At 43.0% G+C, this 23469-nt stretch carries 25 protein-coding genes and 3 tRNA genes; 17 read left to right on the plus strand and 11 right to left on the minus strand.

Going from position 1 to position 23469, the window contains the following annotated elements; translation table 11 throughout:
- The first annotated feature begins 23 nt into the window (after nucleotides 1-23).
- The 3 genes from AC23P2_RS23790 (at nucleotide 24) to AC23P2_RS23800 (ending at nucleotide 4032) form a co-directional block, all read left to right on the plus strand.
- Nucleotides 24-2549 (plus strand): ATP-dependent Clp protease ATP-binding subunit, encoded by a 2526-nt coding sequence (locus tag AC23P2_RS23790; RefSeq protein WP_028527157.1) that lies wholly within the window; start codon nucleotides 24-26, stop codon nucleotides 2547-2549.
- Nucleotides 2550-2691: 142 nt separating this feature from the next.
- Nucleotides 2692-3438 carry a polyphosphate polymerase domain-containing protein gene (locus AC23P2_RS23795; protein ID WP_487775520.1) on the plus strand — a complete coding sequence of 249 codons (747 nt, stop codon included), beginning with the start codon at nucleotides 2692-2694 and terminating at the stop codon, nucleotides 3436-3438.
- Nucleotides 3439-3462: 24 nt separating this feature from the next.
- The gene (locus AC23P2_RS23800; protein ID WP_037302407.1) at nucleotides 3463-4032 is read left to right on the plus strand and encodes a DUF4956 domain-containing protein; all 570 of its coding nucleotides are present in this window, start codon (nucleotides 3463-3465) and stop codon (nucleotides 4030-4032) included.
- Between the two features lie 3 nt (nucleotides 4033-4035).
- Here AC23P2_RS23800 and AC23P2_RS23805 read toward each other — a convergent pair whose 3' ends face one another.
- On the minus strand, nucleotides 4036-5094 hold the full coding sequence (locus AC23P2_RS23805; RefSeq protein ID WP_487775521.1) for a hypothetical protein: 1059 nt from the start codon (nucleotides 5092-5094) through the stop codon (nucleotides 4036-4038).
- 207 nt (nucleotides 5095-5301) lie between these two features.
- Here AC23P2_RS23805 and AC23P2_RS23810 point away from each other — a divergent pair, with 207 nt between their 5' ends.
- The 9 genes from AC23P2_RS23810 (at nucleotide 5302) to AC23P2_RS23850 (ending at nucleotide 14284) form a co-directional block, all read left to right on the plus strand.
- Nucleotides 5302-5712 carry a VOC family protein gene (locus tag AC23P2_RS23810; RefSeq protein ID WP_487775522.1) on the plus strand — a complete coding sequence of 137 codons (411 nt, stop codon included), beginning with the start codon at nucleotides 5302-5304 and terminating at the stop codon, nucleotides 5710-5712.
- 463 nt (nucleotides 5713-6175) lie between these two features.
- On the plus strand, nucleotides 6176-6853 hold the full coding sequence (locus AC23P2_RS23815) for a LytR/AlgR family response regulator transcription factor (protein ID WP_487775523.1): 678 nt from the start codon (nucleotides 6176-6178) through the stop codon (nucleotides 6851-6853).
- A gap of 199 nt (nucleotides 6854-7052) precedes the next feature.
- Nucleotides 7053-8231, plus strand: coding sequence for an acyltransferase family protein (locus AC23P2_RS23820; protein ID WP_487775524.1), 1179 nt, complete (start codon nucleotides 7053-7055; stop codon nucleotides 8229-8231).
- A gap of 56 nt (nucleotides 8232-8287) precedes the next feature.
- Entirely contained in the window at nucleotides 8288-8872 is a 585-nt protein-coding gene (locus tag AC23P2_RS23825) for a c-type cytochrome (RefSeq protein ID WP_487775525.1), read from the plus strand.
- Between the two features lie 58 nt (nucleotides 8873-8930).
- On the plus strand, nucleotides 8931-9380 hold the full coding sequence (locus AC23P2_RS23830; RefSeq protein ID WP_487775526.1) for a nuclear transport factor 2 family protein: 450 nt from the start codon (nucleotides 8931-8933) through the stop codon (nucleotides 9378-9380).
- Between the two features lie 545 nt (nucleotides 9381-9925).
- The gene (locus tag AC23P2_RS23835) at nucleotides 9926-10870 is read left to right on the plus strand and encodes a Kelch repeat-containing protein (protein ID WP_487775573.1); all 945 of its coding nucleotides are present in this window, start codon (nucleotides 9926-9928) and stop codon (nucleotides 10868-10870) included.
- 214 nt (nucleotides 10871-11084) lie between these two features.
- Complete coding sequence (locus AC23P2_RS23840) at nucleotides 11085-11927, plus strand: amidohydrolase family protein (RefSeq protein WP_487775527.1); 843 nt, start codon at nucleotides 11085-11087, stop codon at nucleotides 11925-11927.
- A gap of 163 nt (nucleotides 11928-12090) precedes the next feature.
- Entirely contained in the window at nucleotides 12091-13374 is a 1284-nt protein-coding gene (locus tag AC23P2_RS23845) for a Gfo/Idh/MocA family protein (RefSeq protein ID WP_487775528.1), read from the plus strand.
- A 7-nt stretch (nucleotides 13375-13381) separates the two neighbouring features.
- Nucleotides 13382-14284: a sugar phosphate isomerase/epimerase family protein gene (locus AC23P2_RS23850; RefSeq protein ID WP_487775529.1), complete on the plus strand. Its 903-nt coding sequence runs from the start codon at nucleotides 13382-13384 to the stop codon at nucleotides 14282-14284.
- A 67-nt stretch (nucleotides 14285-14351) separates the two neighbouring features.
- Here AC23P2_RS23850 and AC23P2_RS23855 read toward each other — a convergent pair whose 3' ends face one another.
- From AC23P2_RS23855 to AC23P2_RS23865, 3 genes are all read right to left on the minus strand, one after another.
- A complete protein-coding gene (locus AC23P2_RS23855; RefSeq protein WP_487775530.1) occupies nucleotides 14352-14879 on the minus strand; it encodes a DUF4199 domain-containing protein in 528 nt (175 codons plus the stop codon).
- 114 nt (nucleotides 14880-14993) lie between these two features.
- Nucleotides 14994-15467, minus strand: coding sequence for a response regulator transcription factor (locus AC23P2_RS23860; protein ID WP_487775531.1), 474 nt, complete (start codon nucleotides 15465-15467; stop codon nucleotides 14994-14996).
- Between the two features lie 21 nt (nucleotides 15468-15488).
- The gene (locus AC23P2_RS23865) at nucleotides 15489-15947 is read right to left on the minus strand and encodes a hypothetical protein (protein ID WP_487775532.1); all 459 of its coding nucleotides are present in this window, start codon (nucleotides 15945-15947) and stop codon (nucleotides 15489-15491) included.
- Nucleotides 15948-16044: 97 nt separating this feature from the next.
- Here AC23P2_RS23865 and AC23P2_RS23870 point away from each other — a divergent pair, with 97 nt between their 5' ends.
- Nucleotides 16045-16386: a hypothetical protein gene (locus tag AC23P2_RS23870; RefSeq protein WP_487775533.1), complete on the plus strand. Its 342-nt coding sequence runs from the start codon at nucleotides 16045-16047 to the stop codon at nucleotides 16384-16386.
- Nucleotides 16387-16535: 149 nt separating this feature from the next.
- On the plus strand, nucleotides 16536-17201 hold the full coding sequence (locus AC23P2_RS23875; RefSeq protein WP_487775534.1) for a murein L,D-transpeptidase catalytic domain family protein: 666 nt from the start codon (nucleotides 16536-16538) through the stop codon (nucleotides 17199-17201).
- A 44-nt stretch (nucleotides 17202-17245) separates the two neighbouring features.
- On the opposite strand, the gene AC23P2_RS23880 is transcribed toward AC23P2_RS23875, so the two are convergent.
- Nucleotides 17246-18319, minus strand: coding sequence for a phosphotransferase family protein (locus AC23P2_RS23880; protein WP_487775535.1), 1074 nt, complete (start codon nucleotides 18317-18319; stop codon nucleotides 17246-17248).
- A gap of 78 nt (nucleotides 18320-18397) precedes the next feature.
- Nucleotides 18398-19042, minus strand: a complete 645-nt coding sequence (gene upp / locus AC23P2_RS23885) for a uracil phosphoribosyltransferase (RefSeq protein ID WP_028527173.1) — start codon at nucleotides 19040-19042, stop codon at nucleotides 18398-18400.
- Nucleotides 19043-19178: 136 nt separating this feature from the next.
- Between upp and AC23P2_RS23890 the strand changes: the two genes are divergently transcribed.
- Nucleotides 19179-19976, plus strand: a complete 798-nt coding sequence (locus tag AC23P2_RS23890; RefSeq protein ID WP_487775536.1) for a polysaccharide deacetylase family protein — start codon at nucleotides 19179-19181, stop codon at nucleotides 19974-19976.
- An 80-nt stretch (nucleotides 19977-20056) separates the two neighbouring features.
- Here AC23P2_RS23890 and AC23P2_RS23895 read toward each other — a convergent pair.
- Together AC23P2_RS23895 and AC23P2_RS23900 are read right to left on the minus strand one after the other, a co-directional pair.
- Nucleotides 20057-20128 (minus strand) — tRNA-Glu (locus AC23P2_RS23895).
- A 169-nt stretch (nucleotides 20129-20297) separates the two neighbouring features.
- A tRNA-Glu gene (locus AC23P2_RS23900) sits at nucleotides 20298-20369 on the minus strand.
- A gap of 149 nt (nucleotides 20370-20518) precedes the next feature.
- On the opposite strand from AC23P2_RS23900, the gene AC23P2_RS23905 reads away from it, so the two are divergent.
- Together AC23P2_RS23905 and AC23P2_RS23910 are read left to right on the plus strand one after the other, a co-directional pair.
- Nucleotides 20519-20875 carry a winged helix-turn-helix domain-containing protein gene (locus AC23P2_RS23905; RefSeq protein WP_487775537.1) on the plus strand — a complete coding sequence of 119 codons (357 nt, stop codon included), beginning with the start codon at nucleotides 20519-20521 and terminating at the stop codon, nucleotides 20873-20875.
- Nucleotides 20876-20952: 77 nt separating this feature from the next.
- Nucleotides 20953-21026, plus strand: a tRNA-Pro gene (locus AC23P2_RS23910).
- A 55-nt stretch (nucleotides 21027-21081) separates the two neighbouring features.
- Here the strand turns inward: AC23P2_RS23910 and AC23P2_RS23915 are convergent.
- The 3 genes from AC23P2_RS23915 to AC23P2_RS23925 all read right to left on the minus strand — a co-directional run bounded on the left by AC23P2_RS23915 (nucleotide 21082) and on the right by AC23P2_RS23925 (nucleotide 23361).
- Nucleotides 21082-21678, minus strand: a complete 597-nt coding sequence (locus AC23P2_RS23915) for a helix-turn-helix domain-containing protein (RefSeq protein WP_487775538.1) — start codon at nucleotides 21676-21678, stop codon at nucleotides 21082-21084.
- Nucleotides 21675-22508 (minus strand): helix-turn-helix transcriptional regulator, encoded by an 834-nt coding sequence (locus tag AC23P2_RS23920; RefSeq protein ID WP_487775539.1) that lies wholly within the window; start codon nucleotides 22506-22508, stop codon nucleotides 21675-21677. The genes AC23P2_RS23915 and AC23P2_RS23920 overlap by 4 nt, the downstream gene beginning before the upstream one ends.
- A gap of 121 nt (nucleotides 22509-22629) precedes the next feature.
- Nucleotides 22630-23361 carry a LytR/AlgR family response regulator transcription factor gene (locus AC23P2_RS23925; RefSeq protein WP_487775540.1) on the minus strand — a complete coding sequence of 244 codons (732 nt, stop codon included), beginning with the start codon at nucleotides 23359-23361 and terminating at the stop codon, nucleotides 22630-22632.
- Nucleotides 23362-23469: the final 108 nt, after the last annotated feature.

Raw genomic sequence — 23469 nt, forward strand, 5'->3', positions numbered from 1 at the left:
TCACAACAGCTTAACTCCAACGAATGGAAGCAAAATTTTCAAATCGCGTAAAAGAAGTCATCGGATTCAGCCGTGAGGAAGCCCTCCGTTTGGGACATGATTATATCGGTACAGAGCATCTCGTTTTGGGGATGATCAGAGAGGGTGAGGGCGTGGCATTGGCCCTGTTAAAAAAACTGGGCGTTTCGTTGGACGAATTGCGCGTGACAATTGAGCAAGTTACCAAAGGAACCGCGACCAACAATATCAAAAACTTGGCCAACATTCCTTTGACCCGCCAGTCGGAGAAGGTGTTGAAAATAACCTACTTAGAAGCAAAAATTTTTAAAAGCCCACTCATTGGCACGGAGCATCTACTCCTGTCCATTCTGCGTGACCCCGATAATTTGGCCTCGCAGATTTTAGCCAAGTTTAATGTTAACTACGAAATCGTTAAGGAAATGTTAGAGTATCAATCATCAGGCACCAAACCCCACGCGGGTCCCGATACTGAAGACGACGATGAACGGAGTATGTTCAGCGGCGGTTCGCAGCAAGGAAAAGACCCCAAAAGTGCTGAAAAGTCGCGTACACCAGTATTAGACAATTTCGGCCGTGACCTTACGAAGATGGCCGAATTGGGTAAGTTAGACCCGATTGTAGGCCGTGAAAAAGAAATCGAACGTGTAGCCCAAGTACTTAGCCGCCGAAAGAAAAACAACCCAGTTCTTATTGGAGAACCTGGCGTTGGTAAAACGGCGATTGCCGAAGGTTTGGCACTTAGAATTGTACAAAAGAAAGTATCGCGTGTGCTGTTTGGCAAACGCGTTGTGACGCTTGACCTTGCTTCGCTCGTGGCAGGTACCAAATACCGTGGCCAATTTGAAGAGCGTATGAAAGCTGTGATGAACGAATTGGAAAAATCACCTGAGGTGATTCTGTTCATCGATGAGTTACATACCATTGTAGGTGCTGGTGGCGCTTCTGGCTCTTTGGATGCCTCAAATATGTTCAAGCCAGCGTTAGCCCGGGGCGACATCCAATGCATTGGTGCCACAACGCTCGACGAATACCGTCAATACATTGAGAAAGACGGCGCTTTGGCCCGTCGTTTCCAAATTGTAATGGTGGACGCGCCAAGCGTAGAGGAAACGATTGAAATCCTCAATAATATCAAAGATAAGTACGAAGATCACCACCACGTAAACTATACAGATGAGGCCATAGCGCAAGCTGTGAAATTGTCGGAACGTTATATTACTGACCGTTTCTTGCCCGATAAAGCCATCGACGTATTGGACGAGGTAGGTGCGCGCGTACACATCAGCAACATCACCGTTCCAGAAGATATCGTGGTGTTGGAACAACAAATCGAGGAGGTGAAGAAACAAAAAAACCTCGTCGTGAAAAGCCAGAAGTACGAAGAAGCAGCACAACTCCGCGACCGCGAGAAGAAGCTTCTTGACCAACTCGACCGGGCGAAGATTGCGTGGGAAGAGGAGACCAAAAAGCGTCGCTATACTGTAACGGACGATAACGTGGCTGAGGTAGTAGCGATGATGACGGGAATTCCTGTTAACCGCGTCGCTCAAAACGAAGGTCAGAAGTTGTTGGGAATGGCCGATGAACTCAAAGCGAAAGTAATTGGTCAAAACAACCCCATCGAAAAACTAACCAAAGCGATTCAGCGAACACGCGTTGGATTGAAAGACCCGAAAAAACCAATCGGTTCGTTTATTTTCCTCGGCCCAACGGGGGTAGGAAAAACGGAATTGGCCAAAGTACTTTCGACTTATCTGTTCGATAAAGACGATTCGTTGGTGCGCATTGATATGAGCGAATACATGGAGAAATTCAGCGTGTCTCGCCTCATCGGAGCGCCTCCAGGCTACGTTGGGTACGAAGAAGGTGGACAGTTGACGGAGAAAATTCGCCGTAAGCCTTACAGCGTAGTGTTGTTGGACGAAATTGAAAAAGCACACCCTGATGTGTTTAACCTCCTACTCCAAGTGCTCGATGATGGTATTTTGACGGATGGTTTGGGACGTCGCGTGGATTTCCGCAATACGATTATTATTATGACCTCAAACATTGGGGTACGTGATTTGAAAGACTTCGGCTCAGGGATTGGATTTGCAACCAAAGCAAAAACCGAAAACCAAGACGATATGATGAAAACCACGATTCAAAATGCCTTGAGAAAAGCGTTTTCTCCAGAATTTTTGAACCGTTTGGACGATGTGATTGTGTTTAATACGCTTCAGCGCGAAGACATTCACCGTATCATCGACATTTCGTTGGGCAAACTTTTCAATCGCATCACTACTTTGGGATATAAAGTTGAGTTGACCGAGAAAGCAAAAGACTTTTTGTCAGAAAAAGGATATGACCAACAGTACGGTGCGCGTCCGCTCAATCGTGCCATCCAAAAATACCTTGAAGACCCCGTTGCGGAAGAAATTCTCAAGGGTGATCTTCGCGAAGGAGACACATTATTGGCTGATCACGAGGATGGAAGTGAGAATCTCGTTATTACGGTGAAGAAAAAAGAGGAAGAAGTGATTAATTAATCGCTTGAATCTTAGCGGAAACGCAATTTTCTTAAAAAATATATAGTGAAAAAACCAAAAAGGGTACGGTCTTTGATTGTACCCTTTTTGGTTTTATAATGTATTGGGCTATTTACAACCCGATTGGTTTACGATTAAATGTATGATTGAACGTTTTCTTGATTCATTTTCTAAGATTTCGCTCAACGATATGGAATCAACGCGTTTGATGAACCGTATCGACTTTAAATACATGTTTCGTAAAGATGATTTGGTCGATGTACTGACACAATTGCAACCTTATTACCACGTTTTGCGGATGAGTTCCAAAACGGTTTTTCGTTACGATACCCTTTATTTTGACACACCCGAACGCTTGTTTTACCACCAGCATTTGCACGGCAAGCTCAATCGATACAAAGTGCGAGCTAGGCGATATGTGGATACCGATGCGCAGTTTTTGGAAGTGAAATTAAAGGATAACAAGCGACGAACCATCAAAAAACGGATAGCCATCGAAGAGTTGTCGTTGGATTTGTGCCCAACCAGCACAGATTTTTTGGATAATATAGCAGGTGATTTTTCAGCAATGAGCCTAGAACCAACGGTTTGGGTGTATTATCACCGATTTACGCTGGTCAATAAAACCTGCCCTGAGCGCGTCACGTTTGACCTCAATATGTGGTTTCGTTGGCAAGACCAATCAGGAATTTACCCGCATATTGTGGTGGCAGAAGCGAAGCAGCGTACGTATTTTCAAAGTCCTTTTACCCTGTTGATGAGAGATTTGGGCATTCGGGAAGGGGGATTGAGCAAGTATTGCTTAGGTTTGATGAGCGTTGAACCTGGCATAAAGGCAAATCTTTTTAAACCCATGTACTCAAAAATCCATCGATTAAACGAATATTGAAACACCACGGATACCTAACTCATTATGTCGAACGATTTACCATACGAACTGTTTTTTCAACTTGGCCTTGATTTGATGAGCATGGCCATTTTGCTACGTTTGATTTATTTTCCAATCTATCGCAACACTGAGTTTGTCTTTACTTTTCTCATTTTCAACCTTATTATCTTTTCGGTCACGTACTTACTGAACAAGGTAGAGGTGTCGATGGGGGCTGCTTTTGGGTTGTTTGCGGTGTTTTCGATGCTAAGGTATCGAACGGAAGGTATTTCAACTCGGAATATGACGTACCTGTTTTTGGTAATTGCCTTAGGGCTAATTCACGGTATTTCGACCAATTCAGCAGGTATTACGGCCATCATAACGACGCTGTTGTTGTTGTTGACGTTTATTCTGGAAAGCAATTTCTTGTACCGTCGCCAATCGACGAAAGAGATTATGTACGATAAAATTTCGTTGACAGCCAAGTGTCACCGCCAGGCTTTGATTGAAGATTTACAGGAACGGACAGGTTTACGTATCATTCGGGTAGAGGTAGAAAAACTCGATTTCTTGCGAGACATGGCCTATCTTCGGGTGTATTATTACGAATAACGTTTATCCAAAGTCCAATACCACTACTTTTTCGCAATAAATTTCCTTTAAATTACTCCGATTGACGCGCATCACCATCACAAACGGCGCATCGCCAATCGGTAAGCTGCGCTCAGTATCGTGTTTTTGGGAAAGGTTTTTCCAACTTTGGCACAGGTACATGGTCATGGCGAGGGTCGCTTTATTTTCGAGCCCACAGAAGAAGTAACACGGAACGGCACTCGTTCCAAACTGGATGGGGAGTTTGCAAATAAAACCCACATCAAAGCCTTCACTGCCTTGGTAAAAATCACTCCAAACGGTCTGTTCTAAAATTGGGTGAAAATACTTTATCCGAAAGCGAATGTTTTTATCGTCAAATTCGAGGTAAGGATAGGCGTAGTTTGCCAATACCCAGCGGAAAAAGTAATTGGAATAGAAGCCAATCGAGAAGATACAATTTGTTTTATTTAGGTTTAAAATTGTTTCGTTAAAACTGTAACCATCGCTTTTGTGGGTAATTAATTCTTGGTCATAGACGCGTTGCGGAAGAATTTGATGGTAGCTGTGAAACAATTGAATTAGCTCCAACAAACATTCCGTGTCCCGAGAATCGACAGTTTGCTCGTTGGCACGTGGAAACTTGCCTTGCATATCGGGCGGTGGCACGTCTTTGTTGGCGTCAAAAATGGGTTGAACAACCACAATTTTACCTTCGTTCTTGATCCCAAAATAATTGTGTAGCGTGAGCGAAAACTCACTTATGTACGATTGGGGGTTGGGATATCCCAGAAACTTGGTGAAGAGCTCTAAGTAATCTTTCTGAAAATTAACGACTTCGCGGGTTTGTACCTCGTTTTTTTTGCGCCACAGGTACATGGTATTGAAAGTGGTAGAAAACGATAACTGGGTATGTTCTTCTAAAATGGTTTGAAAATATGTCTTGTCGGTGTTTGGGTTGACCAATTTCCAAATAGAAGTTTCAGAACCACGATACGTCATCCCTCGCCTGATAAACTCGTTCTGAAGTTTAGCTTTTACTTCCAAATACAGTTTTTCGCAGAGGTTTTTGTTAATATTCATTGGTAAAAATTGTGCTAAATTGTTCCAAATATATTTCAATTTTTTGTTATAAATTTAATAAAATCAAACTGAGAAGAATAAATTTTAGGCGTGAAGAGGCATTACCTTTGTCATACAATTAACCTGTGATGAACGATAAACGATGGGCTGTTTGAAGGTGTGAGCAAACAGCCCTTTCGTTTTCTCACCCCAAAAACACTTATTTCTATGAAACTGAACTTAGCTCGTATTCAGCATATTGGTATTCCTGTTGTGGACTTGGCTCGCTCGGAAGCATTTTATCAAAGCTTGGGCTTTACAAATGTGATGTCTTCTACTTTTCAGCACGAAGGAGGGGAGGGGAAAGTGGCGATGATGAAACAAGGGGACATCATCATGGAGATTTATCAAATGCCCGACGCCGCCTTAAATGAGATTCGTTCCCGTAAAGACGGCCACATCGATCACGTCGCGTTTGACGTGGAAGACATTGATGCGACATTTGAGCTTTTGAAAAAAGAAGGCTTTAATATCATCGAAGAATCGCCCGTATTTCTTGCTTTTTGGCAGAAAGGCTGCAAGTATTTTAACATCACAGGCCCCGACGGCGAGCGTTTGGAGTTTAATCAGATTTTGTAATAAAAAGTCCTTCCAAGTTTTTTATCGCCAAAGTGGAAACTTGGAAGGACTAATTAACCCACCAAAACTGATAGGTAAGCATGAAATACAATAGTAGCGAACTGGTATAGGGCGCTACTATTTTTTGTTAAAAACATTGAAAATGCGGTTGATTTTACCGTTTAATCAATTCAGGTACAGAGGGTTTGTAGTTTTACACATCAAATAATACTTTTGAGCGTAGTAGAACCTAACTCACTTGACCTTAAAAGTGCTTCAAAGAATCAAAAATTGGCTTTCCCAGCCTTACATGGCTTACACTATTGGCTGGCACAATTGGCCGTTGGTAGTAGGGTCGTGCATATTCCCGTTTTTGTTTTTATATATATTTGAGCCTTTTACTTTATATACCATTACCGATCCTTTTTACAAACTAAGCCTTATTTCAGGATTTGCTGCGGGGCCTCCTTTCTGCGTCATCTTCATGATTGAAATATTGGGGCGTATTTTTCCAAAAATTTATCATGAAAAAGGATGGACTGTAGGAAGTGAAATTCTATTTGTGATGGGGCTTATTTTATTAATTGCAATCTGCAATTTTGCCAACGTTGTCCTTCAACACTCCGATAAAATTCCCGCCACTGTAGAGGGGTTCGGAATGATGCTTTTATTTACAACCATCATCAGCTTTTTTCCAGCAGTTGCCTTTGTGTGGTTTCGATATTATAGGCTGAATCGTCAATACAGTCGCCCAGCAAAAGTGATGGAAACCGAGCTAGCGGAAGAGATGGAAACAGTGAATGAAGAAACTGCAACTGAGCATCTTTTTCTAACTTTAATGGCTGAAAATGGGAAGGATAAAGTTGTTTTAACTCCCCAAAATTTGTGTTACATCGAAGCCGATGATAACTATGTCATGGTCGTTTACCAAGAGGCAAACGGGAAATTGAAAAAGGAGCTTTTGAGAAGTACTCTCAGTAAAGTAGAATCTCAAATTCAGGTTTCCTACATTCGACGTTGTCATCGATCCTATATGGTCAATCTACAGAAAGTATATAAGGTTTCGGGCAACGCACAAGGGTATAAATTGCATCTATGGCAAGTGGCCGAACCCTTGCCCGTTTCCAGAGGATACGCTAAGCAAGTGGTACTAGCGACCTAAAAAGGTACGTATTTTTACTTATAGGGCTTTGTTATTCACCCCAAAGCATTTACAGTCACCCCATTTTTTGTTACAAAAAGACATTTTTATCTACGTTTGTCCTACCTATTGGCCAGGAAGGTTTTAGGTTATAGCTGAAAATACAAAACTAGAATCTGGCTTAACTTGCTAAAAGTTACAAAGATATACTTTGGAAATTATGAAAACAACTACCTCCTATCTTTCTAACCTCACCCCGTTGCGCGGCATTGCAGCTTTGCTTACGGTTATTTTCCACGTTGATTTGATGCTCGGCATGGGAGGTGACATGCTCCTTAAATTCAAAGACTCGCTTCTATTCACCCGCATGTATCTGATGGTGGATTTTTTCTTTGTATTGAGTGGATTTATCATGATGCACGTATATGGTAAATGGTTTACCGATTCGGTATCGGGTAGTGATTTCAAACGTTTTACTACTGCGCGTTTTGCGCGGGTGTATCCGTTACATTTTGTTACGTTGCTCTATTGTATTGGTCTCAAAATTATCATGTTGGCCAACAACGCCCCCGCCAATCCGATGGATACCGTCAGCAATGATTTTTCGACCATTCCAAGTCATTTGTTGCTGCTTCACAGCATGAATTTAAACCAGTGGTTTACGTGGAACAATGCTTCTTGGTCAATCAGTACCGAATGGTGGATGTACATGTTGTTTCCGTTTTTGGTAAAACCATTTTTGAAATTAGGCGTACTGGGCAGAGTTATGGTTGTATTGGCTTGCTTTGCGGGATACTTGGTCATAACGTTTTGGATTGTTCCGCTGGTTACTGAGCCTGCTTCAATACCTTTTGTACGAGTTGACCCCGCGCTGCTGAGTATCAATGTATCCTACCAATACGGCTTTCTGCGCTGTTTATTTGGCTTTGTGTTGGGTATGGTGATGTATGCTGGTTATCAGGAAGATTGGGGGAAAAATTGGCTTGCCAACGGCAATTCATTTCTACTGCTTACTTTGGGTTTGGGACTCTGTATGCACTTTGCTATACCAGATGTTTTTACGGTTTCGTTTTTTCCGCTGATGATTTTGTCGGCTGCTTATGGAAGCCCAAATTTGAATACTTTTTTGGCAACCAATGCCTTACAACGCTTAGGGGAGTGGTCGTTTTCGATTTATTTGGTACACCAACCGCTCATGTACACCATTCAGGCCATTATGACACTGACTGCCCCGCCTAATCCAACAGGCCCGCCGTCCAAACCAGATATGCTCACGGGCTGGCTGATATGTTTGGTATTTATCGGTATTACGTTGGTCGTATCGTACTTGACTTATCGGTTTGTAGAAGTGCCCGCGCGGCGGTGGATAAACAAATCGGGTCGAGTTATTAGCGCATAGAATTTTAGGCGTTTACCTGTTTAATCGTTAAGTCTTTTTTAAACCAATAATGTATTATGAAAAAACAAATTTCTATCTTCGCTTTTGCAGTTTTCGGTACTGCAGTTTTAATGTCTGTCAGTCCTCTAGCCGTATCTACGGCTCGCTTCGACGGTGGGGCAGGGGAGTTATACACCCAAGCCCAAATTGAAAAGGGAAAATACTTAGTCGGAATCATGGGTTGTGCTGACTGCCACGCCCCCAAGAAAATGACCGCTCAAGGGCCAATTCCTGACCCTGATTTGGGATTAAGCGGGCACCCTGCCCACATTCCAATCGGTAAAGTGGTGAAAACCCAAGATTGGGTACTTTTCCATCCCATGAACACCATCGCTGTAGGGCCTTGGGGAGCCACCTTCTCGGCCAATCTTACCCCTCATGCTACGGGTATCGGCACTTGGACTGAAGAACAATTTATCATTGCTATGATTGAGGGCAAAAGCAAAGGCATTCGCTCGGCCCGTCCGCTGTTGCCACCAATGCCTTGGCAGAACTATGTTCATGCCAAAAAAGAAGATTTGGTAGCGATTTTTGCGTATTTAAAAAGCTGTAAGCCTGTTGAAAACGTTGTTCCACAGCCTATTAGTCCTGATAAGTTGTGAAATCGGTTAAAAGAATAACTTCTTTCCCCATCGGTTTCTGTATTAAACTTAAATTACCATGAAAAAAATATTTCTCATTCTCATCACTTCTCTTACATCATTCATCACTTCATTTTCCCAAACTGACCCACGAGAGGCGGAGCTCCGTCGCCTTGAAAATATCGAACGAGAGGCTACGATGCGAGGAGATTCAGCAACGTTGTTTGGTAAAATTTGGTCGAACGAAATGGTGGTAAATACCCCTGCGAATCGTGTTGGTACAGTAGAAGGTTCTAAAATGCAGCTTCGTACGGGAAATTTGGCGTATGCTTCGTTTGTCCGAACTATTGAAAAAATTACTTTCAATGACAACATCGCGATGGTAATGGGGGAGGAAATTACTAAACCACAAGGAATGCAGCAACATGCAGATAAGACTGTTACCCGTCGTTTTACCAATATCTGGAAATACGCGAATAATCATTGGTTTATGATTGGACGACAGGCAACAATTATAAAAGTGGAGTAAATAAGCCACGTTTACCTTTTGTATGGTTATAGGGCTAGACGCCTGTGCATCGCTAACACGAGTTAGAGGCTCGCGTTAGCGAAATAACTGAAATTACAAATTATTATAATTTCTTGCAGGTTAAACGCATTCAAAAAAGTAGCCTCAGCGAGGCTAAATCTTAGTAGAAAAAAAGGGGTAAAGGCCATTCCAAAGCCCCATGGGGGTGACATCTTTCACCGAACGTCAGCCGCCCCGATGGGGCTTTGTGGGGGATTTGATTCATTTTTCTACGAAGATTTAGCTCCTCTGGAGCAATGAATAGCCATTCTATCGACAGGTAGAAGATTTAATTATTTATAAGCTGCTAGCCCATTCATACTCTTGCTTGTATGGGTAGAATTAGGCTTGTAAGTATTTGATAAACAAATGCTTATGTTTTTTTGTTGATTTGTGTATAAGGTAAAAGTGAGTATAAAATGCCATTGTGGTAGTTTTTATGTTTTCACTTTAGACTACTTACCATGCACTCAACTCACCTTAAAACAGGTCTTTTTTGTTCAATAATGGCCCTTGCTCATTTTGGAATTGCTCAGTCGGTTGAAAACTGGGAAACTGCGCAGACCGTCAATAGCTGCACAGCACGGCACGAAAATGCGTTTACCAAGGTCGGGGATAAATTGTACTTAATTGGTGGACGCGGCACGCGGCCCGTTGATGAATTTGACCCCAAAACCAATTCGTGGAAGCAACTCGCTGCGCCGCCCGTGGAAATGAATCACTTTCAGGCGATTGAATTCAACAACGAAGCCTACGTGATGGGGGCGTTTATGGGACAATATCCGCACGAAAAACCATTGACTTCTATTTATATCTTTAACCCTGCCAAAAACGAATGGCGTGAAGGAACGCCGATTCCTGCTGACCGTTTGCGGGGAGCAACGGGAGCAGTAAATTACAAGAATAAATTGTACCTCGTTTGCGGTATCCAAGATGGCCATTACGACGGGCACGTGGGCTGGCTCGATGAATTTGATCCCAAAACCAATACGTGGCGTAAACTTCCCGATGCCCCGCACGTGCGAGACCACGTTTCGGTGGCGGTTATTGATGACAAATTGTACGTAGCGGGAGGGCGCCGCTCGACAGCTCGTATCAATCAGGTGTTGAATTTGACAGAAGCTGCTGTTGATGTCTTTGATTTTAAGACAAATACGTGGACAACCTTGCCCACCGAATTAAATTTGCCTACGCAGCGGGCGGGAAACATGGCCGTGCCTTTTGGGTATAAATTGTTGATTATGGGCGGAGAAAGCTCCGCTCAAGTAGAGGCCCACGCAGAAGTAGAGGCACTGAATACCAAAACAATGAAGTGGGAAAAGCTCCCCAACATGAACAAAGGCCGCCACGGAACAGGCGCGACGATTTATAAGAAAAAGGTATATGTAGCGGCGGGTTCTGGAAATAGAGGCGGAGGCCCCGAACTGACTTCCATGGAAGTCTTGAAATAAATAGGAAAATTGGCGGTGAAATTTCAAGGGATAACAAATCCCGCATCGGAGATGCGAAACGTTTGTAGATTCGCACACAAAGAAACAAATCCCGAATCGGAGATGCGAAACGTTTGTAGATTCGCACACAAAGAAACAAATCCCGCATCGGAGATGCGAAACGTTTGTAGATTTGCGTAAACAAACGAACGTTCAATTAAATTTTTGATTTCAAATGATTATTGATTCGCACCAACATTTTTGGATATACGATGTCGAGCGCGACGCGTGGATTAACGATGAAATGACGCGCATCCGTCAGAATTTCCTCCCTGAGGATTTACAACCAGTCTATGCCGCTAATGGTGTGACCGCCTGTGTGGCCGTTCAGGCCGACCAATCGGACGCCGAAACCTTGTTTTTGCTGGCCTTGGCCGAAAAATATTCCTCATTTGTGAAAGGAGTTGTGGGATGGGTCGATTTGCAAGCAAGCGATTTGTACGACCGCCTAGATTATTATTCACAATACGAACTGTTAAAAGGTTTTCGACACGTAGCGCAAGGAGAACCCGACGATTTTTTGGCGCGCCCCGAAATCATCAAGGGCATTCGTCAATTGAGCGCGTTTGACTTCACTTACGACATTCTTATTTATCCTACGCAGTTGAAAGCCGCTTTGCAACTTGTGCGTGAAGTTCCAGAGGTGCAGTTTGTGGTCGATCATATAGCCAAGCCGTATATCAAAGACAAAAAAATAAATACGTGGTCGAACTACATGCGGCAATTGGCGACTTACCCGCACGTTTATTGTAAAGTATCAGGCATGGTGACGGAAGCCGATTGGAAAAACTGGAAAACCGAGGATTTTTTCCCCTATTTGGACGTGGTTTTTGAGGCTTTCGGCGTTGAACGATTGATGTTTGGCTCCGATTGGCCAGTTTGCTTGGTAGCGGCAGAGTACGAACAAGTACTTGGCATCGTCCAAGAGTACATGAAACGCGTGGGTTTCTCGGACAATGACCAAGCCAAAGTTTTGGGTCAGAATGCCGCTCGTTTTTACCGTTTGGAGGAAGTTTAGGTTTGTTTTTAAAAAAAATTATTATTTGTGCTATATATTTTAAAAAAATAGTATCAAATTTGAGTTAAAATTTGGGTGCAAGGTTTTCGATAAAATCGTATTTTTGTTGAAAATCGAGCGTTCAGTCAGTTAGCTCATTCATTTCTAAATCCTTTCAATTCTCATGAACACCACTCGCCGTGAAGTGCTAAAATTGGCAGGTGCTGCTTTAGCAGGAACTGCATTTCCATCCATCATTATTCCGAACAAAGCGTTTGCTGGTATGAATTCGGAAACTCTTAAAGTAGGTCTTATTGGTTGTGGTGGACGTGGCTCGGGAGCTGCCATGCAAGCTTTGAAAGCCGATCCTAACGTTGTTCTTTACGCCCTTGGTGAAATTTTTCCAGAGCGTTTTAATACTTGCTTAGAAGGACTTCGTAAAGTCCACGGTGACAAAGTACAGGTGGATGAAGGCCGTAAATTTGTAGGTTTTGATGCCTACCAAAAAGTAATCGACTCAGGTGTTGACGTCGTTCTTTTGGCGACACCCCCACATTTTCGTCCGCTTCACTTGGAAGCTGCTATCAAGGCGGGAAAACATATTTTCTGCGAAAAACCAGTAGCGGTTGATGCTCCTGGTATTCGTAAAGTATTAGAATTGGCCAAGTTAGCTAAAGAGAAAAATATCTCTTTGGTATCAGGTTTCTGCTGGCGTTTTCACGAGCCAAAACGCGCCGTATTTGGTAAAATCAACGAAGGCGCAATTGGGGAAGTAATGTCGATTTACAACACCTATAATACTGGTGGCGCGTGGTCATTCCCTCGTCAAGAAGGTTGGAATGATTTACAATTTCAATTGCGTAACTGGATGTATTACACTTGGTTAGCAGGTGACCATATCGTAGAACAAGCCGTACACAGCATCGACATGATGTCGTGGGCAATGGGCGACGTTTTACCCGTCAGTGCCGTTGGAACAGGAGGTCGCCAAGTACGCGTTGACCCATTATACGGACATATTTTTGACCACTTTGCCATTACGTACGACTATCCAAACGGGGCAAAAGGGTTCCACTTCTCGCGTCAGCAAGAAAACTGTGAGCGTAGCTATTTGGTAGAAACTTTTGGTACTAAAGGTCGCGCGATGGCTAACTGCTCACGCCCAACGCACAAAATCGAGGGAGCGAATCCTTGGGAATACTCAGGCCCGCAAAACGATATGTACCAAACAGAACACAATGAACTGTTTGCGTCGATTCGTAACAGCAAGCCCATCAACAACGGTGAGTGGATGGCCAACAGTACCATGCTTGCGATTATGGGACGTATGGCGGCCTACACAGGTAAGAAAATTACGTGGGACGAAGCGATTAAGTCGAACGAGGTATTAGCACCAGACATCACAAGCTGGGATATGCCAGCACCAAAGGTGGAAGTAGCTCGCCCAGGTTTTACGCCATTCTTCTAATCACCTCATGCAAAGACGAGAATTTTTAAAAAACTCCACCATCGCAGCTACGGCTGCGGTGGTGGGGATAGATCGTGCTGCCCTCGCGGCAAAGCCCGCAGCGCGCCCCTTGGTAAAAAAGAGCCTTAAATACGGCATGGTGACCGAAAAACTGTCGGTGCTTGACAAGTTTAAGTTGCTCAAAGACCTAGGATTCGATGGCGTGGAGCTTGATTCTCCCAATGAGTTAGACCCGAAAGAAATCTTAGAAGCCCGTGACAAAACAGGGTTGGTGATTCCTGGGGTGGTCAACTCGGTACACTGGAAATCGCCGCTTACGGATGCAGATCCTAAAGTAAGAGAGACTTGCTCAAAGTCAATGATTAAGTCATTGAACGACTGTAAACTCTACGGAGGAACTACGGTTTTGCTGGTTCCAGGGGCAGTCAATGCAGGTACAAGTTACCAAGATGCGTATCAACGTGCTCAAGTTGAAATAATAAAATTGATTCCCGAAGCAGAAAAAACGGGGATAAAAATTGCGCTCGAAAACGTTTGGAACAATTTCTTGATAAGCCCAGTTGAAGCCGTTCGTTTTGTCGATGAAATTAATCACCCGTTGGTAGGCTGGTATTTCGACGTGGGTAATATTCTTCGTTACGGTTGGCCTGAGCATTGGATTGAAGCGCTCGGAAAGCGCATTATGAAAATTGACATCAAAGAATTTAGCCGTAAAAAACAACAAGACGAGGGCCTTTGGAAAGGTTTTGACGTGGAGTTGATGGACGGTGATTGTAATTGGCCTGTCGTTAACAAAGCTTTGGCAAAAGTAGGCTATTCGGGTTGGGGCTCAGCCGAGGTTCCTGGCGGTGACCGTAAGCGTTTGCAAGTTATCAGCGAACGTATGGATGCCGTTTTTAAGGCCGAATAAACTTCTACGCTAAAATCTCCTTGAACCTCCCGAAAGTTTTGAATTTTCGGGAGGTTTTGTTTTATAATTAGGAATATACTTCTGCCTTGTTTTTTCGCTTTAAAATAAGTGCACTTACCAAAGCCACCACCAAGCCAACAGGCAATACTTCGGTGTAAGTGATGAGTACAACATACAAAGGGTTTTTGTACATTTCTTTGAACTCTTCCATTTCTTTGGTTTTTGCGGCCAAGGCTACTGTATCCGTTTGGGCGACCTCTTTGAGAACGTGTGAAGTGTAAATGTCGAGGTAATCAGGCACAAACAAATAGTAATAAAAAAGCCAAACAAAGACGTACATCGTTGACCCAATGAGGGCGATAAAAGCCCCCGTTTTAAAAGCCTGACCAAACGAGATATGTCCACCTAGCTCTTTGTTACGGTAATTGCGAACTCCAAAAAAGATAAGTGAAAAAATAAGCACCATGGCAGCGTAGCCCATGAGCTCGTTGCCGCTGAAATCGGGGTTGGTGTAGCACAAGTTGACCATGTAAACCATGTTGACACATAGAATCGTACCGAGCACAAGTCCGAAAATGAGAATGTAGCGTTTCATTGTTTTTGAGGGTTTTATTTTCGGCAAAACTAGGTTGAGTACGTGGTTTAGGATTCATACTAAAGTACCAAAATGCGTTTTTAGGCCAAATTCAGACTAAAGTAGGAGCGTGCACTAGGCGATGATATTCAGTCGCTTGGCTTTTTCAATGGCTTGAGTTCGGCTTTTGACGTCCATTTTTACAAATAAATTGGACACGTGCGTCTTTATCGTACTCAATGATAAAAATAGCCGCTCGGCGATTTCGGCGTTGCTGTGCCCTTGTGCCAAAAGCTGCAAAACTTCGTATTCGCGCGTGCTTAAATTCAGTTTTTGAAGTTCATTTTCATTGATGGCTGATTGACCTGCGGCTACCACTTCTTTTTCGATAATGACGGTTTCAACGCTGGGTTTGATAAGTTGTTTGGCTACCCACACACCAAGTAGCAAGAAAAAAACCGCAATGAACCCCACGTAAATATCAATGGAATTGTCCATGATTAAAAACTTCCATTGCAGCCATTTTAGGGTAAATACCAAAACAGCCATGAGGAAACCGTACAAAGCAAAGTGACGTGTTCTGGAAAATAGGTCTTTAAAAAAACTCATGGCGAGGCCCAACAGTGTTATTTATTTTTGACGAATGTAGGTTTCGATATTGAGGTGATTGACACCTAACTTTTCTACTTTTTCGATGCCCGTAATCGTCAGCGTATCTCCCGAAATGTTGTATTCAAAGTCAAATTTACCGCCTTCCCATTCCCTTACGTTGAAGTAATCCAAGTATTCGGTATAGTTTTTTTCGCCAATGGTCACGCGGCCACCACCTGCACTGTAATCGGCGGTAGAGTCTTTGCCATGTTGGAGGTCGTGGCGTAAAAAAGCAAAGTGCGTTGGGCTAATGATTTTAATCATTTCTTGTCCTTTGGTATAATCGGTACGCGTAGTGTCATTGCCTTTGATGGTCGTACCTTGTAGCAATTTCCAGGTTCCAACGAGGGGCAAGGAGGCCGACTGCGTTTGGGTATCTTTATAGCCACATGCCGCAGCCGTTAGGGTCAATAAAATACCGATGGCTTGGTTTTTCATTTGTGATAGGTTGGGGTTTGTTTGAAAGCACTAAGATAGAAAAAAGGGGAAAGCTAGTCGTTTTTACGTTACTTTTGTGGAAAATAATCACTTCGATATGGCTCCTTTTTGGACAAAAACACTGGTTCGTGACGCACTTATTACAGTGGGAACGAGCTTGCTTGTCACAGTATTTTGTTTCATTGGCCCTACGATTCACACGCCATTTTTGGTGGGAATGCTTTCGGCGTTGGGGCTAGGCTGGCTTCAGCCCAAGAAAGGCTGGTTATTGGCAATTGAACAAACGGTCTTAATTGCGGTGTTTTATTTTGCGTTCAATACGTTCAAAATTATGACTCCACTTGATGCCGAAGCGACCCAATTTACGGCTTTATTGCAGTTTTTCCCTGCGTTCACAGGAAGCTTTTTAGGAAGTTTTATTCGGAAAATATTCAAATAGACAAAGGGAATCGTTGGGGAAAAACCTGTTCTATTATCCTGATTATAATCAGTTTATCGGAAAAAGAATCGCGAAAAATGCAACATTTTTTTTAAATTAGGCGTTAGCTTTTTTGTGAAATAGAAACGTGAATCTCGAAAATGGAGTCTATGAAGTCATTACATGCCCGTCTATTTGTTTTTTTATTCGTACTTTCTTCCCTGACAGTCACCGCCAAACCTCGCTTAACCACCTACAGTTCTTTGGTAACCATCTACCAAGAACTCAGCTTAGACGAAGCAGGACTGAGCCACAGCGTTTTTGAGTATGCCATTCGCGGAGTTCAGAAAGTAAACCCAGCCAAAGCCATTCTGGCCATTGTAGATTTGAGCCAACCTTCGGTGAATAAGCGTTTGTACGTCATTGATTTGCTCAAACGGAAGCTTCTTTTCCGTACCTACGTGGCACATGGACGTAATTCGGGGGATTTGTTTGCACAAAAATTTTCTAATGAAGTCTCTTCGCTGCAATCAAGTTTGGGGTTTTACCAAACTTTGGGGACGTACCAAGGTAAACACGGCTTGTCGCTGAAACTCAAAGGGCTTGAAAATGGCTTTAACACCAATGCCCTCGACCGTGCGGTCGTAATGCACGGCGCCGATTACGTGAGCGAAGATTTTATTCGTAAAATTGGTCGTTTGGGGCGTAGTTTTGGGTGTCCAGCGGTACCGTATGGAATCCACAAAGACATTATCGAAACCCTCAAAAACGGGGCTTGCCTGTTTGTTTTCTCTCCCAATCAGCACTACCTGAAGAAATCCACCTTTCTGCTGTAATTGATAAGGTGTCGAGCGCATTTCTCCTTAACAAAATGAAAGCCTTAAATTTTACCTTTTTCAATGGCTTTTGAGGCTGAATTGGTCAAGGCATGAACACCCATCAATAAGGCCCCAAAGCGCTCGTCTTTGCTAAACCCTTTTTTCCAGCGCGCATAAATTTGCTGAATGACAACCGTATTTTTGAACAAGCCAAACACGTAGTAATACAAAATATTCGACAAATCGCGGCCGCTTTTTTGGGCGTAACGGTCGGCAAATTCTTGACGCGTTAGGTTGCCAGGAAGCCACGTTAAATTAAAACTTTTCTCAAAAGGCCCATCGGTCGCTTGTGCCCAGTAAGAAAGCGAAGTTCCTACGTCCATGAGTGGGTCGCCGATGGTGGTCATTTCCCAATCCAATACCGCCAAAATTTCGTTTAAATTCTGGGAATTCAGCACGACGTTATCGTACTTGTAATCGTTGTGAATGAGGGTAGGGGTATTTTCAGCGGGGAGATTTTTTACTAGCCATTTATACACCTGCTCAAAAGCAGGCACGTCGTCGGTTTGGGCGTTTTGATACCGACGGTACCAACCTTCCACTTGGCGCTGTACGTATCCTTCAGGCTTCCCGAGTTGGATTAAACCCGTTTGCTGAATGTCTAAGCCGTGTAAAACCGCCAAGTTGTCCACCAATGCCTCCGAAAGTTGCCGCATGGTTGCTTCGCTCAAACCCAATTTGGGTGCAGAATGCGCCCTAAGAATCACACCTTGAACGCGCTCCATGACGTAAAATGGGCAATCGAGGACACTTTCATCCTCACAAAAAACAATAGGCGTAGGGATTTTGGCATACCCTGCCGCGTGCAGCATCGACAATACCCGAAACTCCCGCCCCATGTCATGTCCTCCTTTGATATTTTTGGCCCCAAACGGCGGGCGTCGCAGCACAAATTCCTTCCCTGTATCGGTTTTTAAGAAATAGGTTAAGTTGGAATAGCCTCCAGGAAACTGACTTACTTCCATAACCCTCCCGATGGCAGGTGCTTGAGACCCAAAATAGGCGTTGAGCTGGGTTAAGTCAAGCTGCTCGCCTTCCCGTACTGAGGTTGGAGTATCGTTTTTGATAGTGGACATTACGTAGCTGATTGTTGGAAAAAATGGTGTTTTTTATGATAGGCGCTCAGTGTAACTTACCCACAGCGTATTTATTTTTTAAACTTTCGCCCCGAACGACAAGTCGCCAGCATCACCCAACCCTGGCACGATGTAATAATGGGGGTCGAGTTTTTCGTCGATGGCACCAATCCAGAGACGACATTCGGGCATTCGGCTTTGCAGGTATTTTACCCCTTCGGGACTGGCAATGACGGCGGCGATGTGCGTTTGGGCAGGAATACCAAATCGAAGGAGTGCATGATATACCTTTTCTATCGACCGACCTGTGGCCAGCATGGGATCCATCAAAATAAGCGTACGGTCTTGTAAATCAGGGGCGGTAATGTAGTCCATTTCTACTTGAAAGTCTTCTTCGCCAATGTGATGGCCTCGGTAGGCACCAATGAAAGCGTTGTCGGCTTGGTCAAAAATATTGAGAAAGCCTTGGTGAAAAGGCAAACTTGCCCGCAAAATAGTGGCCAAAACGGGAGGCTGACGTAGTAATCGAGTTTGGGCAACTCCCAGCGGCGTAGTCACTTGCGCTTGACGATACGGCAACGATTTAGAGATTTCATACGCCAATAATTCCCCCATCCGTTCTAGGTTTCGGCGAAATTTCATGCGGTCTTGTTGAACGTCAACGTCACGAAGTTCGGCTAAAAAATGGTTGGCTACGGAGGGTTGTTGGGTCAAAACAAACATGAGTAAGTAGGTGGTTTGGTTTTAGGGCACTACATTTGCCGCAACGATAATACAAAGACATTCATAGAAAACCAAAAACCTCTACCAACAAAAAAAAGGGGAGGTGGGATAGGCAAAAAAGTTAAAAAACTTGGGGATGAAAAATAGCGTTTTGGGATGGTTTTCGGTGCTGAGTATCCTGTTGATAGGGTGTAACGAACGGCCTGAAAAACAGCATCGAGCAGGGTATGCACTGACATTTGACGACCGTTATGTGGAGGAATGGACGCGACTTCGGCCATTACTAAAAAAATACGGTGCTAAGGCGACGTTTTATGTGACTCAGTTTGACAGTTTGAGCCCGAAAGAAGTACAGTTACTGCATGAACTTACCCAAGACGGGCACGAAATTGGGGCGCACGGTGCTGCTCACATTCGCGTCCTTGACTGGCTCAGAGGAGGGGGTTCACTAGATGATTTTTACAAATTTGAAATAGAAGGCGAATTAAATGTAATGCGCAAAGCAGGTTTTCGACCCGTTACGTTTGCGCACGTTGGCGGGCAACAAACGTGGTGGACTGACCGACGACTCTTGCGTGATTATTTTAAACTGTTGCGCGATGTTTCGATGACCGAGCGGCATTTGCCCTTTATCACGATTCGCCAGCCAATCTTTGCCATCGACGATATTTATTATCAGTTTGATGGCTCACAAAAGGTTCATGCGTTGCTGATTGATCAATACACCCACCTGACTCGTTCCCAATTGAAGGATGGTCTGATTCGGGCTAAAAACACCCATTCTGTGCTAATGTTGTTGGGGCATCGTCCACTGTTTACGCCCTCGGGAGAACCCTACGCTTTTTCGGTACAATTATTAGAAGAGTTTTTGCAAGACGCCCAACGAATGGGCCTTAAATCTTACACGATGCTTGAATTGGTCACGGCTCAATAGCAGGCGTGTTTGAGAAGAATAAAAAACAAAAACGCCCCAAAACTTGTGGTTTTGAGGCGTTACGTTTCGCGCTGCGATTGTGACCCGTAGGGGAATCGAACCCCTGTTTCAACCGTGAAAGGGTCGTGTCCTAACCGCTAGACGAACGGGCCGACTGGTCTCATTGTTCGCTGCGTTTGTGAAACGTGGTGCAAAGGTACGATTATATTTCACACAAAAAACATTTGCGCCAAAAATATTTTTAATTTTCTTGAAACTACCTGAAAACAAAAACGCCCCAAAACTTGTGGTTTTGAGGCGTTACGTTTCGCGCTGCGATTGTGACCCGTAGGGGAATCGAACCCCTGTTTCAACCGTGAAAGGGTCGTGTCCTAACCGCTAGACGAACGGGCCGACTGGTCTCATTGTTCGCTGCGTTTGTGAAACGTGGTGCAAAGGTACGCCGATTTTTGACACTGTCAACAGTTAGATTATTATTTTTTTGGAAATAATTTTTTAATCACTGACAATCAGTAGATTTGGGCCAAGAAAAAAAGTAGAACGTGAAGCATCTTTTAAAAGAAATCCCATTTAGGGTATCAGGAAGTCTTTGGATAGAAAGTGACGAACAGCGATTTTTAGGGCCAGGTAGGGTAGAGTTATTGGAGCGCATTGCCGAGACGGGTTCTATCAACCAAGCTGCCAAGCAAATGGGGATGTCGTATAAAAAAGCGTGGGAGATGGTTAATTCCTTAAATGCGCAAGCCAAAAAGCCATTGGTAGTTACTCAAACGGGAGGGGAGAAGGGAGGAGGGGCGACTGTGACGGAGGAAGCGTGGGTGCTAATTGCAGCTTATCGTCAAATTCGGGAGCGTTTTCAGCGTTTTCTAGAGGAGGAAAGTCAATTTTTAAGGGAATAATTTCAGTAAGAGTTGACACTTATCAAAAAATGAAATACTTTTGCTGCCACCTTTAGCGAAAGCTAACGGTAAAGTTTCGGGATATGGCGCAGTCCGGTAGCGTACTTGTCTGGGGGGCAAGGGGTCGTGGGTTCAAATCCCGCTATCCCGACAACAAAAAAGCACTTACGGTTTGACTCGTAAGTGCTTTTTTGTTTTTAGGTATATTAAACAACTCTCCTATCTATTCGTCCTATGTGCAACAGCTGATATTTCTTAGGAGTAATTCCAAAATGCTTTTGAAACATTTTGTTGAACTTTATGCAAGAACTGTCGCTATAGCCAATACATTTTGAAACTTCTACTGCTTTGTAGCCATTTTTGAGGAGTTTAGCAGCGTGTTCCATCCGCTTGTCCATGTAAAGCTGATAAAATGGTTTACCATATATTGCTTTGAAATTGTTTTTAAACAAATTCAAAGGGATTTTATATTCAATGGCTATTTGTTGTTCGGTAGGTGGAACTTGCTCAAATCCTTCTAATATATATTTTCGGTAGATTTTTTTTATTATATCATCCCAGGTATTCCTATTTTTCATGCGTAAAGGTTCATCACTTTCTTGGGCTGCTTCAGCATTCTCATACTTTAACTCGGTATGAAGATGTTTTATCCTTAATTCTTTGTCTATCTGATTGATTTCGAGGTTGTTGGAGGGAGTTAGAATAAAGGAAATTTTATGAGAAAGTAATAATGCTACTACCGCCTGAACACATTCAGTAGAGACTACAAAGTCAACAGTCGAAGGGTGATGTTTCGCTATCATTGTTTTTCGGTGTAAGTAGTGTTGGGGGAATAGTTGAATTTTTGCTTGAATACACGCGTAAAGCCTGAAGGATGGTGATACCCAACCTGATAAGCTACTTGTGTTATAGAATATTTTCCAGTTTGAAGTAAGCCATGGGCATACATCATCTTTTTATCTAAAATGTATTGGTGGGGGCTAGAATTAAACAATTCATAGAATAAAATCTTGAATTTACTGACACTCATTCCAGCCATTTTTGCCATTTCGTTGATGGAGGGAGTCGATCTTTTAAAATCGGACGTTATTTGTGCTTCGACTTCCTTGATCTTTCGGGAGTCAATTTCTCGGAAGTTTTTCTCAGTCTTACTTAAAATTTGTGTTTGAATATCATCTATAAAATGAAGGAGGAGCTGAAGAAAGTAGCTTTTGGCTAACAAATCAGGATTGACTGCCCGCTGGTACTCTTTCTGAAAAGCAGAGTATTTCAAAGTAAACAAGCTGTATTGGTTGTTCCAATTAATTAGAACTTTTGGAATAATATCTTCCAAGTCAGAGTAGGGACTCCCCACTTGATTTATTAACCAATCAATGCGAATCCCCACGAGAAAAGGCCGCGCATGCTCATAAGTAGTACTTATCAAACAATAATCACCCTCAAGGATATTCCGAAATGAATCAGTGAGGTTACGTAAATCTTTATTGTGCTCAGGTAGTATGGTGAAAAAGTAAGTGTTGCTCGAACCAAAATCGAAAATTTTAAAGCTGGCTTTAGTCCTAGCTCCACTTGATTCCTCAGAAGCTTGTCTTTTGAAGCACATTAACCAAAAATCTAACTTTATGTTCGCCATGAAATATTACAATGATATGTAAATGATACCAAAAATGGTATATCTAAGTATCCCATAGTAAACGTAGTGGCCTAAAGTGAGGTAAGTGGTTTTTTTTAGGTGGTAACTGACAATTTTTGGACTAGATATGTCTTTTTAAAAGATGGTTTAGCTCTTTTCTAAAGCTTCTGCCAACGGGAAGTGTCACCAATCCAGTCAGTTTAATTATGTTGGCTTCTAATTGCTGAACATGTAGTGTATTGACTGCAAACTTGTGATGGATGCGGATAAATTGGGCATCCAAAAACTCTTCAAGGAGCTTGGTTAATGATTTTTTCAGTACATACCTTTTAGAGTGTGTATGTATGTAACAATGACTGTCGTCGGCTTCGATATACACAATTTCAGTGAACCTAACCTGCTCTTGTTGACCTGTCCTGCTACTCAAGTACATGTACTTTCTATCTATAAAATCATACTCTTTGCTTTTGGTTTGCGCTTCTAAGGTTTTTTCGATGGCTGATTGTAGGGTTATCGCATGAAAAGGTTTAATTAGATACTGAACGCTGAGGTTCTTTTGTGCCTCCAAAAATAGATTTTGGTCTTGGGAGGTGGTCATCAGTACGACGGGAACAAGGGTATCTCTAAGAATTTTAAGAAGCTCAATACCAATAGGTTTGTTTTCAATCATGATATCTGATAGCACCAAGTCAACTTCATGATTATCAAGATATTTGGTTAAATCTGTCAATTTTGTGAAAATACCCCCTAACCGAAATGTGTAAGTGGAAGAAATGCGCTCAGTCAGCATAATTTCTAATTTAATTTGGTCAATCGGGTCGTCTTCTAGTATCACAATCGTAATGTCTTTCATAGCTATACTTTATATGCTTAAACATATAATTTGCCGTAAGTGTTATATCAAAAAATGTAAAGCTTGGCTGTGGAATTACTGAAGCAAAAATAGAGTTGGAGGGAAATG

The organism is Runella sp. R0.1_18 (assembly GCF_057652155.1).

Excerpts from the sequence above, each read along its gene's own strand:
- AC23P2_RS23875 (WP_487775534.1), top strand. The coding sequence starts at position 16,536 with ATGAAGTCATTACATGCCCGTCTATTTGTTTTTTTATTCGTACTTTCT.
- AC23P2_RS23790 (WP_028527157.1), top strand. The coding sequence starts at position 24 with ATGGAAGCAAAATTTTCAAATCGCGTAAAAGAAGTCATCGGATTCAGC.
- AC23P2_RS23855 (WP_487775530.1), bottom strand. The coding sequence starts at position 14,879 with ATGAAACGCTACATTCTCATTTTCGGACTTGTGCTCGGTACGATTCTA.
- AC23P2_RS23815 (WP_487775523.1), top strand. The coding sequence starts at position 6,176 with ATGATTGAAATATTGGGGCGTATTTTTCCAAAAATTTATCATGAAAAA.
- AC23P2_RS23795 (WP_487775520.1), top strand. The coding sequence starts at position 2,692 with ATGATTGAACGTTTTCTTGATTCATTTTCTAAGATTTCGCTCAACGAT.
- AC23P2_RS23835 (WP_487775573.1), top strand. The coding sequence starts at position 9,926 with ATGGCCCTTGCTCATTTTGGAATTGCTCAGTCGGTTGAAAACTGGGAA.
- AC23P2_RS23925 (WP_487775540.1), bottom strand. The coding sequence starts at position 23,361 with ATGAAAGACATTACGATTGTGATACTAGAAGACGACCCGATTGACCAA.
- AC23P2_RS23870 (WP_487775533.1), top strand. The coding sequence starts at position 16,045 with ATGGCTCCTTTTTGGACAAAAACACTGGTTCGTGACGCACTTATTACA.
- AC23P2_RS23830 (WP_487775526.1), top strand. The coding sequence starts at position 8,931 with ATGAAAAAAATATTTCTCATTCTCATCACTTCTCTTACATCATTCATC.
- AC23P2_RS23845 (WP_487775528.1), top strand. The coding sequence starts at position 12,091 with ATGAACACCACTCGCCGTGAAGTGCTAAAATTGGCAGGTGCTGCTTTA.
- AC23P2_RS23800 (WP_037302407.1), top strand. The coding sequence starts at position 3,463 with ATGTCGAACGATTTACCATACGAACTGTTTTTTCAACTTGGCCTTGAT.
- AC23P2_RS23890 (WP_487775536.1), top strand. The coding sequence starts at position 19,179 with ATGAAAAATAGCGTTTTGGGATGGTTTTCGGTGCTGAGTATCCTGTTG.
- AC23P2_RS23915 (WP_487775538.1), bottom strand. The coding sequence starts at position 21,678 with ATGATAGCGAAACATCACCCTTCGACTGTTGACTTTGTAGTCTCTACT.
- AC23P2_RS23840 (WP_487775527.1), top strand. The coding sequence starts at position 11,085 with ATGATTATTGATTCGCACCAACATTTTTGGATATACGATGTCGAGCGC.
- AC23P2_RS23880 (WP_487775535.1), bottom strand. The coding sequence starts at position 18,319 with ATGTCCACTATCAAAAACGATACTCCAACCTCAGTACGGGAAGGCGAG.
- AC23P2_RS23825 (WP_487775525.1), top strand. The coding sequence starts at position 8,288 with ATGAAAAAACAAATTTCTATCTTCGCTTTTGCAGTTTTCGGTACTGCA.
- upp (WP_028527173.1), bottom strand. The coding sequence starts at position 19,042 with ATGTTTGTTTTGACCCAACAACCCTCCGTAGCCAACCATTTTTTAGCC.
- AC23P2_RS23810 (WP_487775522.1), top strand. The coding sequence starts at position 5,302 with ATGAAACTGAACTTAGCTCGTATTCAGCATATTGGTATTCCTGTTGTG.
- AC23P2_RS23805 (WP_487775521.1), bottom strand. The coding sequence starts at position 5,094 with ATGAATATTAACAAAAACCTCTGCGAAAAACTGTATTTGGAAGTAAAA.
- AC23P2_RS23850 (WP_487775529.1), top strand. The coding sequence starts at position 13,382 with ATGCAAAGACGAGAATTTTTAAAAAACTCCACCATCGCAGCTACGGCT.
- AC23P2_RS23865 (WP_487775532.1), bottom strand. The coding sequence starts at position 15,947 with ATGAAAAACCAAGCCATCGGTATTTTATTGACCCTAACGGCTGCGGCA.
- AC23P2_RS23860 (WP_487775531.1), bottom strand. The coding sequence starts at position 15,467 with ATGAGTTTTTTTAAAGACCTATTTTCCAGAACACGTCACTTTGCTTTG.
- AC23P2_RS23820 (WP_487775524.1), top strand. The coding sequence starts at position 7,053 with ATGAAAACAACTACCTCCTATCTTTCTAACCTCACCCCGTTGCGCGGC.
- AC23P2_RS23920 (WP_487775539.1), bottom strand. The coding sequence starts at position 22,508 with ATGGCGAACATAAAGTTAGATTTTTGGTTAATGTGCTTCAAAAGACAA.